The 14,628-nt window shown below is 55.4% G+C and carries 9 protein-coding genes; 2 read left to right on the top strand and 7 right to left on the bottom strand.

What is annotated here, in order from left to right; translation table 11 throughout:
- Position 1: 1 nt before the first annotated feature.
- Positions 2–1,126, top strand: coding sequence for a patatin-like phospholipase family protein (locus tag STH12_RS03555; RefSeq protein WP_126166288.1), 1,125 nt, complete (start codon positions 2–4; stop codon positions 1,124–1,126).
- Between the two features lie 28 nt (positions 1,127–1,154).
- Here the strand turns inward: STH12_RS03555 and STH12_RS03550 are convergent, their stop codons facing one another.
- Complete coding sequence (locus tag STH12_RS03550) at positions 1,155–2,261, bottom strand: hypothetical protein (RefSeq protein WP_126166287.1); 1,107 nt, start codon at positions 2,259–2,261, stop codon at positions 1,155–1,157.
- Between the two features lie 71 nt (positions 2,262–2,332).
- Positions 2,333–4,279, bottom strand: coding sequence for a monovalent cation:proton antiporter family protein (locus STH12_RS03545; RefSeq protein WP_126166286.1), 1,947 nt, complete (start codon positions 4,277–4,279; stop codon positions 2,333–2,335).
- Between the two features lie 160 nt (positions 4,280–4,439).
- On the opposite strand from STH12_RS03545, the gene dgcS reads away from it, so the two are divergent.
- Complete coding sequence (dgcS, locus tag STH12_RS03540; RefSeq protein WP_126166285.1) at positions 4,440–5,348, top strand: diguanylate cyclase DgcS; 909 nt, start codon at positions 4,440–4,442, stop codon at positions 5,346–5,348.
- A 70-nt stretch (positions 5,349–5,418) separates the two neighbouring features.
- On the opposite strand, the gene tilS is transcribed toward dgcS, so the two are convergent.
- The 5 genes from tilS to STH12_RS03520 form a co-directional block, all read right to left on the bottom strand.
- Positions 5,419–6,891, bottom strand: a complete 1,473-nt coding sequence (gene tilS, locus STH12_RS03535) for a tRNA lysidine(34) synthetase TilS (RefSeq protein WP_126166284.1) — start codon at positions 6,889–6,891, stop codon at positions 5,419–5,421.
- The gene (gene dnaE, locus STH12_RS03530; RefSeq protein ID WP_126166283.1) at positions 6,891–10,364 is read right to left on the bottom strand and encodes a DNA polymerase III subunit alpha; all 3,474 of its coding nucleotides are present in this window, start codon (positions 10,362–10,364) and stop codon (positions 6,891–6,893) included. The genes tilS and dnaE overlap by 1 nt, the downstream gene beginning before the upstream one ends.
- A gap of 139 nt (positions 10,365–10,503) precedes the next feature.
- Positions 10,504–10,656, bottom strand: a complete 153-nt coding sequence (locus STH12_RS21405) for a hypothetical protein (protein ID WP_164551135.1) — start codon at positions 10,654–10,656, stop codon at positions 10,504–10,506.
- Positions 10,657–10,742: 86 nt separating this feature from the next.
- Positions 10,743–11,189, bottom strand: coding sequence for a hypothetical protein (locus tag STH12_RS03525; RefSeq protein ID WP_126166282.1), 447 nt, complete (start codon positions 11,187–11,189; stop codon positions 10,743–10,745).
- Positions 11,190–11,212: 23 nt separating this feature from the next.
- Positions 11,213–14,038: an ankyrin repeat domain-containing protein gene (locus STH12_RS03520; RefSeq protein WP_126166281.1), complete on the bottom strand. Its 2,826-nt coding sequence runs from the start codon at positions 14,036–14,038 to the stop codon at positions 11,213–11,215.
- Between the last annotated feature and the right edge of the window lie 590 nt (positions 14,039–14,628).

Here is a 14,628-nt window from a genome sequence, read left to right as displayed (position 1 = left end):
CTTGCCATCATCCACTGCACTGGTGCTGGGTGGCGGTGGGGCCCGGGCGGCCTATCAGGTCGGGGTACTCAAAGCCATAGTTCAGTTCTATCCAAGAAACCACGGCATTCCGTTTCGGATTGTGTGCGGCACCTCGGCAGGGGCGATTAATGGCACCTCCATCGCCACCCACGCCTCCTGTTTTCACCTCGGCGTGCGTAAGCTCGAGTGGGTGTGGCGCCACTTTGAAACCTCCAAGGTGTACACCAGCTCCCTGGGCGGAGTGATGAAACACTTAAGCCGCATGGCACTCAAAGGCATGCAGCACGACAAGGTCAGCACCGACGCCGGCAGTCTGCTGGATAACGAGCCGCTGCGAAAACTGCTGAATGAGCTCATCGATTTTGGCCGTATCGATCGCAATATCAAATCCGGTGCCCTCACAGCGCTGTCGGTGGACACTTCCTGCTATAACAACTCCCGCTCGGTGACCTTTTTTCAGGCCTCGCGGGATATAGACAACTGGCAGCGCGCGCGCCGAAGCGGCGAGCGCACCCGGCTCAACACCGAGCATTTGCTGGCAAGCTCGGCCATTCCGCTGGTGTTCCCGTCCATCAAGCTAAAGCAGCATTATTATGGCGATGGCTCAGTGCACCAGCTGGCGCCGCTGGCAAGCCCCATTCACCTGGGGGCCGAACGTATTCTGGTGATTAACCTCGACAGTCCCCACAAGCAGGAAACCCGTGAGATGGAGCACCATCCGAAAACGGCCACTGTGGCGGGTCACCTGCTGGATACCATCTTTTCCGATACCCTCAACAGCGACCTTGAACGTCTTGAGCGGATAAACAATACCCTCAAGCTTATCCCACAGGAGAGCCGTGACCGCTTGAACCTCAAGCCCATCACCACCCTGGTTATTAAGCCTTCAGAAGATTTAACCGAGCTTGCAGCCCGCTACTACCGGGAAATGCCTTTTGCCATCCGCAGTCTGCTGGGGCTGATTGGGATCAGTGAAGAGTCGGACTCGAGTATTGTGTCCTACCTGCTGTTCGAAAAGGCCTACACCAGCGCCCTGATTGAACTGGGTTATCAGGACGCCATGTGCCGTATCGATGAAATCAAAGCCTTTTTCAATCTCGACTGACACAGCCACACAAGTGCAAAGGACAGCCTCAAAGGCTATAGATGATCCCGGCAGTAATGAGGATTAAACAGAGCGCCACCACCACAGTGCCAAGCTGGCTCTTGCCTTGCTGAGACTGAGCCGCAGCTTTGGATACCGACGCCTTCGAAAAGGAGTCAGCGGCCACCTGATTGACTGACAGTCCCGCAACTGCATCCTTGTCATCCATTTGCACCTCCACGGCGCCTGGGGGCATCTCGTCCAAGACCAGATAGGCTTTCAGCGGCAGATGAGACTGCTCCTTGCCTGAGACATACAGCTGGGGCTCGCCGTTATCGTCCCGGCTCACCAGTGACGGCAACATGGTCAGCGCATCGGCGCAGTAATCAAAGCTGAGCTCCTTTAGCAGCACCACTTCAATGCCCTTGCTTCGGGCAACTGCAAGCAGTTCACTCGACAGCTCAAAGCGTGCCAGCTCGCCGCCAAGCACCATCAGCTGCCGGGGTAAAACCTCAGCAGCGCCCCGATATGCGGATGAGGATTGGTAAGCAGATGATGATTGGTCAGCAGAGGTGTGGCTCTTGCTTTGACCGGCATGGGCTGTTTGTCCATCGCCTTCTCGGTGCACCTCGGCAAGCCATAAGCAGTCCAACAGCCAGATATGCTCAAGATTGGCATAACGCGCCATTAAATCACTGGCGGTTTGCCAGCCGGGGGCAGCAGCAGAAATCCACTGACGGATTACTTCCACATCATTGCCGCAATGACGCAAAATGCCTTGCTGGCCCTGAAAACTTGCCACCATATGATTCAGGAATGAGTGATGTTCTTCGGCAGACATCGCCTGCATCTCGCCAAGCTCCAGCGGCATCGCCTGATTGGCATAACTCATCAGCATAAATTCCTGCCAATGCATCTGTTTGGGGAAATATGCCGTCGCGGGCTTAAGATGCTCGCGGATGTATCTGCGGGCTTCGGTTTCAGCGCATTCGAGATAACCGACGCACTGGCACTCATTGTCGGCATCATCAACCGGCACAGTGAGCCACAGCGGCGCCTGTTCCTGAGATGAGAACACAACCTGAACCTTGGACGTCAGCAGTTTGAAGAGTTCATCGACGGGGATGGAGAAACTGTCCTGAATGGGGTGTGACACAAAACTTCCTTGTATTCACAGAGAAAAATGACGTGCCAGTATAACGCCATTCAGTGGATACAAACAAATCGTCAGCCTTGCAGCAGCAGCGCCTCGGCTTTTTCCACCCGCCGGGGCTTGCCCAGTAAAATCAGCACATCGCCAGCCTTAAGCTGCCAGTCTTCATCGGGGCTGTCGAATTCTTCCCCGGCGCGGCGAATGCCCCTCAGTTCCACCCTGAGTTTACTCCAGGGAATGTCACCAAGACGCTGACCGACGGCGCTGGCGCCCCGGGGCAAGGCCACGGCGTGCAACAGCTCCAGAGTAAAGTCCATTTCCGTGCCCGAGAAAAAGCCATGCAGATACTGATAATGGTTACGCCGCTCAAGCTCGAGGCGCTTTAAAATGCGGGTAAGCGGCACACCGCACTGGTACAGCACCTGACTCACCAACATCAAACTGCCTTCCAGGGTTTCGGGAATAACCTGGCTGGCACCTGCTTGCTCAAGCAGCTTAAGCTCACTGTCATCCCGGGTGCGCACCAGAATTTTTGACTCAGGCGCCATGGCGCGGCACAGATGCAACACTTCGTCAACGGCGCGGCTTTCACAGAAAGTAAGCACTATCATCTTTGCCTGGCTGATGCCCGCCTGCTTTAAAATACTGCGCTTACAGGCATCGCCGAAATACACAGGCTCCCCTGCCCGCTTGGCCTCCTGCACCCGGGTGGGGTCAAGATCCAGCGCCAGATAAGGTACGGCCTCGGCACGAAGGAAGCGGGCAATGGTTTGGCCCACCCGGCCATAACCGAGAATAAGCACCAGCTCAGAGCCATCTTCAACCTTGGGCAGACCGGCATCACGCTGGGAATTGGGTTTAAGCCCCTGAAACAGCTTGCTGATGTTCACCGCATGGCGCACCAGTGCAGGTGCAAGCGCCATCGACAGCACGGCCACCATCACCAGGGCTGTACTCACCTCACGCTCCAGCAGACGGTAATTTACCGCCAGGGCGAGCACCACAAAGGAGAACTCCCCGACCTGCGCCAGAGTCAGCGCCGTAACCGATGACACCCGAAATGGCTCACCGGCCAGTTTAAGCAGCCCATGCACCACCAGCGCCTTGCCTACCACTACGGCCAGCAAACCCAGCAGGATTTGCCACCAGTAAGCCATCACTAACTGGAAATCCAGCAGCATGCCGATGGAAATAAAGAAAAGCCCCATCAACAAATCACGAAATGGGCGGATATCGGCTTCAAGCTGGCGCCGATATTGGCTCTCACCAAGCAGCATGCCCGCCATAAAAGCCCCCAGGGCCATCGACAGCCCCAGCCACTGGGTAAAGGCGCCGGTCAGTAAGGCGACCACCAGCGCAGAGAGTACAAAGAGTTCGTTGGAGCGCGAGCGCGCCACTTCATCAAACACCTTGGGAAGTGCCCACTTACCAAAGGCCATCAGCGCCATAAAAGCGACAATACCTTTAAGCAGTGCAAACAGAATGCTGTTAAGCGCCACGGCGCCGTCGTCCCCGCCAAGCAGCGGCAGCAGAATAAGCAGCGGCACTACGGCCAGATCCTGAAACAAGAGCACACTCACCGACAACTCGCCGTGGCGGCGACGCAGCGCGCCCTGTTCGTTGAGCAGCTTAAGTACGATGGCTGTGGATGAAAGTGCGATGGCGGAGCCAATCACCAGTGCCTGTGCGGGCTGCTGCCCCAGAGCCATGGCAATCAGCATGACTATCAGGGTTGTCACCAGCACCTGAGCACTGCCAAGGCCAAATACAGTGCGGCGCATAGCCCAGAGTTTGGGGACAGAGAACTCCAGCCCCAGGGTAAACATCAGCAGCACCACGCCAAGCTCGGCCACCGAATGCATCTGCTGCTGACTGAACCAGTCAAAGCCCCCGGGACCGGCCACCACGCCAGTCAGCAGGTACGCCAAAATGGCCGGCAACCCCAAGCGACGCAGCAGTGCTATCGCCCCTATGGCGATAAGCAGCATCAGCAGGATCTTGAGGAGAATGCCGTGTTCCATGAAAAATCCTTGTCAATTTTCCGGCGTAATAAAAAACAAGAATGGTCACTTCAAAGATTAACTGAATGACTAATAAAGACAAATTTATTTAACACTTTTATCGGCACACATTTTGCTTATTTTTATCTGTCTTGAGTCCAAAACCGCTGGAGTAAACACTATGGACTTTGGTTACGCACCGCAGTTATACCCTGAAGAGTATCGCTACACCCCCGAAGGTAGTGCGAATACGGCTTTGCCGACTCCGGATCAGGGCGCGCTGGTCGCCATCATCCAACAGCTGCATTCAAGTTTAGATCCACGGACGGTCTTTGCCTGTTTCGGCAATACCCTTGGCCAATATCTGCCGCTTGCCGGTATTCAGGCACAGTTTGCAGACCTCGCCTTCAGTTGGGGGCGTCGTAGCGGCGTAAGCCTGCGCAGACACCTGAATACTGAGGCGTTTCCAGGCTCAACCCTGGATTACCGCCTGATAGAGCCGCTGACGCCTGCGCAAATTCGCACGCTGCAAACGCTGGAGTCCATGCTCATTCAGCCGCTGCTCAATGCCATCAGCTATCAAAAGATGTCTGAGCAGGCGATGTTTGACTCGCTCACCGGACTCGGTAACCGTCATTTTTATGGCCAGGCGATTAAAAATGCCGTTGCCAGAGCCAACCGCCACCACGATAAGTTGGCGTTGATTGTGCTGGATTTGGACAACTTCAAGCACCTGAACGACAACTTCGGCCACCAGTTTGGCGATGCCGTGTTACGGCAGTTCGGTGCCCTGATAAAAAGTGCCATCCGCAACACCGATCAGGCGTTTCGCATTGGTGGCGATGAGTTTGTGATTATTGTCCGCGGCGAACTGGATTCGGCGGCAATACTGTGTGAACGGGTGCTGGCCAAGCTCAATAAAGGCGGATTCTTCAGTCGTAACCGGATCCATACCAGCCTCGGCGCCGCGCAGATCCTGGCCGGTGAAAACCAGGACAACCTGTACGAGCGCGCTGACAAGGCGCTGTATCAGGCCAAGGCGGCTGGCCGCAATTGCTACCGCTTAAGCTTGGATACCCAAAACACCTAAGCGATTGCGCTGGGCATGGTTAAACATGCCAGTGACTTGAAAACGCCTGCAACCGCAGGCGTTTTTATTTTCAGGGACGGCGGGACAGTTGCACACTAAAGCCCGGCTCTCCGGCTTTGGCACAGGCATCCGCCTCAATCCAGACGCCCATAGCCGCTACCAGCTTGCCATCACACATCAGCATGGGAATTGTCGCTCGAAGCCAGCTCGGCACCCCTTGCTCCTGCCAGAGCTTTTTAAGCTCGCGGGAATGTACCCTGCCTGCGGGTCGCGCCTTAAGGCTCCCCGGCAGGCCATAACCAAGCGATAACTGGCCTTCAAGCGCGGTTGCCGCAATGGCAAACTGAGCCCCCTCAGCTGGCAAAAGCCTTACTTGCCCCTGCGGCGTATCCATTCCAGCCTTCAGCTCAGCCAGGGTGATTGCGCTGTTTACGCCAAGGGTAGCATTGGGTGTGGCATTGCCCGAACGCTCAGGCGATACCGTATCGGCATAGAGCCAGTCCTGAAAACGCCTGAGACGTGTGGCGCCAAATTGCATTTCCACCGACGCATCTGCCCGCGCAGCCAACAGCTGCGACAAGGCTTCATCGAGCTGCACCTCGGATGGCGGTGCCAGGCGATTCTCGAGCAAAAAGTGCCTTATCAGCTGCGCCCGCCAGGGCTTTGACATGGCCGCGAGCGGGCCAAGCTTCAGCCTTGGCTGCACGCTGTAAGGACAGGTATCCAGCAGTGGCGCCAAACGCTGCCTCGCTTCATCATCGAGCAGGCTTTGGCTTTCAGCGCAGAGCCTTGCGGAGCGGCTGGCGGTGGCGGCAATGGCGCCCCAGCGAGCGGTAAGTTTTGGGATAACTTCGAGACGCAGATAATTACGGTCAAACCGGGTGTCGGCGTTGCTCTCATCATTGATATGAACCAGACCCAGGTTGTCTGACGCCTGCTTGAGCTCATCACGGGAAAGATGCAGAAAGGGTCTTAGCTGAAACGCACACCGCGCCCGGCCTTTTACATCATCTGCACCTTGTTCATTTGTTGCAGCTTCGGCTTCATTCGCGCTGTCCAGCCGCAGTGACTGGCACACGCCCATGGCGGCAAGGCCTTTGGGCCCCAGGCCTCGGGTCAGCGCCAGCAGCACGGTTTCCAGTTGGTCGTCCTGATGATGGGCAGTAAGCAGCACATCTCCCGCTTGCAGATGAGCGCAAAGCGCCCGGTAGCGTGCATTGCGGGCTTCGGCCTCAAGACTCAGCCGCGGCCCCTGTTTAACACTGACCTGCTCGACCACCAGTGGTAAACCGTAGATGGCCGCGCGCTCGCGGCAATGGGCCGCCCAGGCATCGGCGTTGGCACTCAAACCGTGGTGCACATGCACCAGCAGACACTCGATGGCGTCGCTGTTTGGCGCCTGCTTGAATTGCCCCAGCGCACAGGCAAGCACTTCAGAATCCAGTCCGCCGCTGTAACCAAGCACTATCCGCTTTGGCAACGCAGCGGTCGGCAACTGCGACAGCGCCGAGTCAATCAGGGCGGCAAGGGCTCCCGGTGTCATCAGAAATCAATCCTGACCTTATCCGGCCCCAGCAGGGTTTGCAGCGCCAGTACCAGCTCATCGGTGGGGTTCACCCGCCACTCATCACCAAGCTGCAGGCGACCACTGGCATCATCACGCTGAAGATTCACCACCAGCGGCACGGCGCCACCTTTCCAGGGACTGAGGGCCTCGAAGAAAGCATCCATCACGGCTTCCGGACACTGGCTCGACAGGATATCCACCTGCAGCGCCTTGGCAAAATGGCTGCGGGCCTCACTGATATCGATAATGTTGCGGGCGGTCATGCGATTGCCGCCGGAGAAGTCATCGAAGCTCACTTCCCCTTCGCAGATAAGAATGCGGTCTTTTTCCAAGAGATGACCAAACTTCTCGAACGCTTCAGTAAAGAGCATCACTTCGAGGCGGGCGCTCTTGTCATCCAAAGTCAGCAGGCCCATCTTGGAGCCACGCTTGGTGAGCATCACCCGGCTTGCCACCACCAGGCCTGCGGCCTTGACTGTCTTGCCTCTGTCGGTGGGGTGAATATCTTTCAGGCGCCCGGAGGTGTAGTTTTTCAGCTCCTTCAGATACTGATTGATGGGGTGACCGGTAAGATACAGCCCCAGGGTCTCACGCTCGCCCTCGAGCCAGACTTTATCCGGCCAGGGCATACACTCCACAAACTGCTGTTTTGCATCTTCCTGATGGTCGTTCAAGAGACCAAACATATCGTGCTGGCCGGTGGCCTGGGCCTTGGCGTGCTGATCCGCCGCCTGCATCGCCTCGGGCAGAGTTGCCATCATGGAGGCGCGGTGTGGCCCCAGGCTATCCAGCGCGCCGGAACAAATCAGTTTTTCAATCACCCGGCGGTTTAGCTTTTTCAAATCGATGCGGGCGCAGAAGTCGAACAAGTCTTTGAAGGGGCCGTCTTTACGGGCTTCAAGAATCGCCTCAACCGGTCCCTCACCCACGCCCTTGATGGCGCCGATGCCGTAAACGATGTTGAGATCCTCGTCCACGGTGAACTTAAACAGACCCTTGTTCACATCCGGCGGGATGATCTTAAGCCCCATGCGCTCACACTCATCGACCAGGGTTACAATCTTGTCGGTGTTGTCCATATCCGCCGACATAACCGCCGCCATAAACTCAGACGGATAGTGAGCCTTGAGCCACAGAGTCTGATACGACACCAGTGCATAGGCGGCCGAGTGCGACTTGTTAAAACCGTAACCGGCGAACTTTTCCACCAGGTCGAAGATTTTCATGGCGAGTTCGCCATCGACGTTATTGTCTTCGGCCCCTTTCTGGAACACAGCCCGCTGCTTGGCCATCTCTTCGGGCTTTTTCTTACCCATGGCGCGGCGCAGCATGTCGGCGCCGCCGAGGGTATAGCCGGAGAGTGTCTGGGCAATCTGCATCACCTGCTCCTGATACAGGATGATGCCGTAGGTGGGTTCCAGAATCGGTTTCAGGCACTCGTGCTGCCAGGTGGCGTCGGGGTAGGAAATCTCCTCGCGGCCGTGCTTACGGTCGATAAAGTTATCCACCATGCCCGACTGCAGCGGCCCCGGACGGAACAGGGCCACCAGTGCAATCATGTCTTCAAAGCAGTCAGGCTGCAGGCGCTTGATAAGGTCCTTCATACCGCGGGATTCAAGCTGGAACACCGCCGTGGTTTCGTAGCGCTTGAGCATGGCGAAGGATTTTGAGTCCACCAGCGGAATGGCGGCAATGTCCACCGGGTCCTTGCCCATTTTGGCAAGCCTCGGGTTTATCATCCCAAGGGCCCAGTCGATAATGGTCAGGGTTCGAAGACCGAGGAAGTCGAACTTCACCAGACCTGCGTATTCCACATCGTTCTTATCGAACTGGGTAACCGGGTTTTTACCCTCGGCGTCGCAATAAAGCGGTGAGAAGTCGGTGATCTTGGTGGGCGCGATTACCACGCCCCCGGCGTGCTTACCGGCGTTACGGGTTACGCCCTCAAGCTTGCGCGCCATGTCGATAAGGTCTTTCACTTCCTCATCGGCATCATAGGCTTCCTGTAGCCCGGGTTCGACCTCAAAGGCCTTGGCCAGGGTCATGCCAGGCTCAGGCGGGATCATCTTGGAGATGCGGTCTACAAAGCCGTAGGAGTGGCCCAGCACCCGGCCCACGTCACGTACCACCGCCTTGGCGGCCATGGTACCGAAGGTAATGATTTGCGACACCGCCTCGCGGCCGTAAAGCTCGGCCACGTGATCAATCACTTCATCGCGCCTGTCCATACAGAAGTCGACGTCGAAGTCGGGCATAGATACCCGTTCAGGGTTCAAAAAGCGCTCGAACAGCAGGTCGAATTCCAGTGGATCAAGGTCGGTAATTTTCAGCGCATAGGCCACCAAAGAGCCCGCACCCGAGCCCCGTCCGGGACCCACGGGAATGCCGTTATCCTTACCCCACTGGATAAACTCCATTACGATAAGGAAGTAACCGGGGAAGCCCATCTGGTTGATTACTTTAAGTTCGATATCGAGGCGCTCATCGTACTCTTTGCGCCGCTCCGCTCTCACCTCGGGATCAGGAAACAAGAACTCGAGACGCTCTTCCAGCCCTTCTTTGGAGCGCACTACCAGAAAGTCTTCGGTACTTAAATCGCCTGTGGGGAAGTTGGGCAGGAAGTACTCGCCGAGGCGCACAGTCACGTTACAGCGCTTGGCAATTTCCACCGTATTGGCAATGGCTTCTGGGATGTCGGAAAATAGCTCACACATCTCATCTTCGCTGCGAAGATATTGCTGGTCGCTGTATTTCTTGGGACGGCGGTTATCGGCCAGGGTAAAGCCGTCATGAATGGCCACCCGAATTTCGTGGGCCTCAAACTCTTCCGGGTTCAAAAAAACCACCTGGTTGGTGGCCACCACCGGCAGGTCGAATTCGGCAGCGTGCTTCACCGCCATGTGCAGGTAGGTTTCTTCGTCTGCACGGCCGGTACGGATAAGCTCAATAAAATAGCGATTGGGGAAATGCGTCTGATAAAACTCGGTCAGACTGGCGGCCTGAGGGGCATTGCCCTTAAGCAGCGCCTTGCCAAGGTCGCCTTCTTTGGCGCCCGAGAGCAGCAAAATGCCTTGGTTAAATTCCAGCAACCATTCCTGATCGATAGCCACCCTGCCCTGCACCTGACCACGCAGATAGGCGTGGCTGATAAGCTGGGTCAGGTTCTGGTAGCCCTCATTGTCCATCGCAATCACTGTGATGGCACAAAACTCCTCTTCAAACCCCGGCACCAACATCCAGAAGTCGGCGCCGATAATGGGTTTGATGCCCTTTTCATGGCAGGTGCCATAGAACTTTACCAGACCACAGAGGTTGTTCTGGTCGGTGAGCGCAATCGCCGCCATTCCCAGGGCTTCGGCTTTGCCGAGGATGGGTTTGACCTTGGCCAGACCATCGGTCATGGAGAAGTCGGAGTGCACTCGCAGGTGAACAAACTTGGGCTGAGACATGGGCAATGAAGGCTTTTATGGCACGAAAAATCAAAGGAGAAAGATAACATGCCCGCAGGACAGGGCGAAAGACTTTACTGAGAAACGCCGCCTGAGAAGCGGCGTTTTTGCACAGTTTACACAAGGGCTGCGCCGGCGCTCAGGTCGCCCTGAGATGAGCCACAAGCAAAGGCATTATTCGCGCCAGCAGCGCTTTGGCAGCGTCGGAGTGCAAATCCAACGCGCGCCAGCCATCGGTACTCATAAAATCGGCTTCGCTGACACAAATGTGCTCAGGTGCACTTGTGTCCATTTCACCGCTCAAGCGGAAAATCCCGGCGTCAGTATGAATGCGGCTGATATGAAACGGTTTAACCGGCATCGGCTAGCCCAAACTCTTTATGCGGGCACATATGGGCGCCACAGGGGCTCGGTCGCCGAAAGCGCCAGTTTGATACCAACCACATAAAAGCTAATGGGGATCAGATGACCCAGGGTGTTAAACAATAAGCCGGTTTCCTCGCCATCGTCCTCATCTTTCCCCTTGGGATTTTTAACGAATTGGATCACCTGCTCCAGGGTAAACCCAATACCAACCGGCAAGGTACAAAGAGCTGCGATAACAAGGGGCCAGTACACCAAAGGATGACTGCTGTCCTGGTAGCTCAACACCGCAAGCAACATCAGGGCGACAAAATAAAGCTGCCGCCCAACAAACAGCAGAAAATCCGAGGTGGTCTCTTCCTCAAGTCCTTCGTGGGATGTCTGCGCCTTGATTTCGTAGGCGATAATAACCAATGCCGCCAGCACGAAAATCGATGCCCACCAACTCATTCCAAAAAGCATGTTCTCTCCCTCAGTATTCTGTCTCAGTCATTCCATGAATTGATAATGGCTTGATTTTTAGCCTGCTTCTTTTCGTTGTGAGCAACCGTCTTGGTAATAGCGGATAGCGCGAGCTCAAGCCCTTTAGGCTGCGCCTCTTGTGTCTTTCTGGCCGCCATTAAACCGCGTACCAGCTTGAACAGCAGCAGCGCAGCAACTAGGGACAGCCCCCAGGTCGCCAGAGTTTCGCTGAATATCGCCACAATAGAGAACACCAGGTACGCAGGGATAATCACTTTAATCAGCAGTGGACGGCTGCGAATCAGCCACTTTTTGATGCCAATGAACTTTTGCCGGGGTTTTAACTCATCAAGGGAAAACTGTTCTGCCTCAATGCTATGGGCGCTGAAATAATCAAAGGCGCAGTTGCCTTCCATATCGACGTGAGAGGGAAAGCCCCCTACCGCCAACAACGCCTTGATTGCGGGCTGATCCGCAGCCATACAGGCATGGATAAGCGGCGTTTTACCGTCTTTATCAACAAAGCCTGTGTGCGCATTGGCCGCCAGCAGCGCATCCATGGCGGCGGTATTACCGGCATCTCCACTGCCAATGGTTGCCAGCAACAAGGGCATGGTGTCTTCGTCAGGGTGCTCAGCATCAGCGCTCACACCGGCCTTTAGCAGGGCCTTAATGGCGTAGACATTCGACACCAGAGCGGCAAAATACAGATAGCGGCCGTGAGCGTCTTCGCCCTGCGCTGCAAAATCTGGTTGACCAATGAAGAAATCAGCGCAGGTATTCTGCCCCTGCACAATGGCATACATGAGCGCATCCTTTTTGCCGGCATCCCGCTGCCAGATAGCCGCGCCGTGTTTGATTAACAGCCGGCAGAGGCTCAGCTCGCCCTGGCTGGCGCAGTACATTAAACAGCTGGCATCTGCTGCCAGTTTTTGTGCCTGGTCGCGCTGTTTGAGCAAGGCGTCCGCTGCTGAATCCTCAAAGCCGAACAGGCGAAGCAGTGCGGCGCTGCCCTCAGCTTCCTCCTCTTCGTCATCTTCATCCTCATCGTCATGCTCTGCTTCGTGTTCATCGTCCGCAACCGCGGCCGCCTGGCCTGTGGAATTGACCGATGCGGTGAGCAAGGCGTTGGCATCGGCGCCAGCGGCCAATAACAGCGCGGCACTCTCGGCCTCTCCGGCAAGGAGAGCCTGCCCCAGCGCCGAATTCAGCAGTTCAGTTTTCGCGGCAAGCTCAGTGATCTGGCCCAGTAAAAAGCGAACAAACTCAGGACCTCCCCTTGCAGCTGCCAGCAGCAGCGTCGCCGGGTCGCCATTTACTTTGAACTCTGGCCAGGCACGCTTGAACGCCCCATAGTCACCGCTGGTCATATAGATAGACAGCCGCTTTTCTACCGGCAAGTCTTTGGCATAACCAGCCAACAGACGCTTGACCGGCGTTGAGCAATCACTGCGGTTCAGACAGTATTCGAGCAGGGTTTCGCCATCTTCATCTGCTGCAAGATCCAGCCCAGCATCTAGCAGTGCCCGGGTGCAGGCTACATCGAGATCATCCAGATAATACGCCAGAATGCTGCATTCATAGTCAGCGGCAAATGCATCGAACGGCGCCTTGTGCTTTAACATGGCTGCGAGGTTATCGGCCTTGCGAGCGTAGATGGCACAGCCAAGCTCAGAAGCGGTGACCGCATCGGGATAATGGCCGAGCAGCACATCGATGGCGGCAGCAGCGGCGGGTTTATCCGCCAGTTGGTAAAGGTAGTTTTCGGCCTCTGTGCCGCAGTCGTGTCCTTTTTCACGGGCAAGATTAAACACAAACAAGAAGCTCTGGCCGGTTGGCGCCGATAAGGCCGCATCAAACAAATTGGCAAAGGTATTGGGCTCGACTTCACCCGCCAAAAAACCGTTTTTAATCAGGGTAGTGACTAACCCAGGCACATCGTATCGCAGCGCATTGATGGCGATATCCAGCCAGCTTTCACGATGTGTAACGGCCTGTTTGAAGAAACTGACGATATTGGCTTTATCAAAATACTCGCAGGCGATTGCCAGTGCATCGACGGGAGCCTGGTGCAGATAAACACTGTCTGGACGACTGAGCACAGCGCCGCGCCTGGCAAGCAGCTGATGCAGCTCACGGTTAAGTCGCCCCATATACCAAAGCACTGAGCCACCACTTTTGTCGATGGCAGAAATGTCGGCGCCATGTTTTACCAGCAGCAGGGCAAACAGGCTATCACCCGGCTCGAGCTGTTTGGCGGCGTACAGCAGCAGGGGCTCACCACTGCTGGCGGCCGCATTGGCATCGGCGCCATGCGCCAGTAGCAGCTTAAATGCCTCACTCTGGCGGTTCTCCATGGCAATTTCGAGCAGGCTGCGCTCGTCAAACCGCAGTGAAGCATTCAGGCCGCTGTTAAGCAGCGCGCCAAGCGCCTCAGTGTCACCGGTTTCCGCTGCAGTCGCGGCAGGTAACAAGGGCTCATATCGCTGGATAAGCTCCTCACGGGTGCCGGCATCTACCTCCTGACCACGCAGTAAATAAAGCCGGTCCGATTCGCCCACCTGGCTATTAAACATATCGACAATACAAAATTCGCTGCCAATTTCTTTGGAGGCTCGAATTAGTCTGTGATTCAAATCGGAAGAGGCACTGGCAGAAATCGCAAGTTCACAATATTCAGAGCTCAGGGTGACAGCGTCCAGATATTCTCTTTCCTCCAAACAGGATAAAAAACCCAACTGTTTGGCCACGGCTTCATAATCATTCAAATCCGCAATGCGAGCCCGTACTGCATGGGCTTGCCGATTAGTGGGGAAAAAGAATCTGTAGCGATAATGGCTTTCTGACATAGCGATTCCGTTCTGCTAAATAATCATCAAAATAACACTGCGGTTTCGGCAGTGGCTGAGCTTGGGCTCAGATTGCTTGGGCTAAAGCTGCACGAGCACTGGCAGGTGCAAGGCAAACAAGCATCCCGTAGATTAAGTGAAAAATTATCCTTAAAGACAATCGGTTAACCTTATCTTTGCAATAAAGCCCTGCTGAATATACGAAGTATCGACAACAAGAGATAAGAAACGACTGAGGCGAGAAAGGGACCTACCTGCCACAATGAATTTCCTTATTGGCGCTCTTCCTTAAATTTCTGAATGACTACTCTAAAGAGATGTGCCGTTTGAAGCAAGATTAAAAAGTCGCCAGCAAACAGGATGGCCGCCGCTTAATTTATCAGTGTCGATATCATCTATTTAATCCCAATACTGACGACCAAATATCCGCCCTGCAATCAGGAGGCAGCAAATATCGGCAACAAGCTGAATACTGAAAAGCAGGTGCAAAAAAGCTGCCAGGGAACAGGAACTGGCTGGGAAAAAGAAACTGGCTGGGCACGTAAAAATAAAGGCAGCCTGAGCTGCCTTTATTTGTATTTTCAGTATTC

Origin of the sequence: Shewanella khirikhana (assembly GCF_003957745.1) — a bacterium.
Classification (GTDB): Bacteria; Pseudomonadota; Gammaproteobacteria; order Enterobacterales; family Shewanellaceae; genus Shewanella; species Shewanella khirikhana.
Note: the sequence above shows the minus strand (reverse complement) of the source record. Positions and strands in the feature narration are given on the sequence as shown.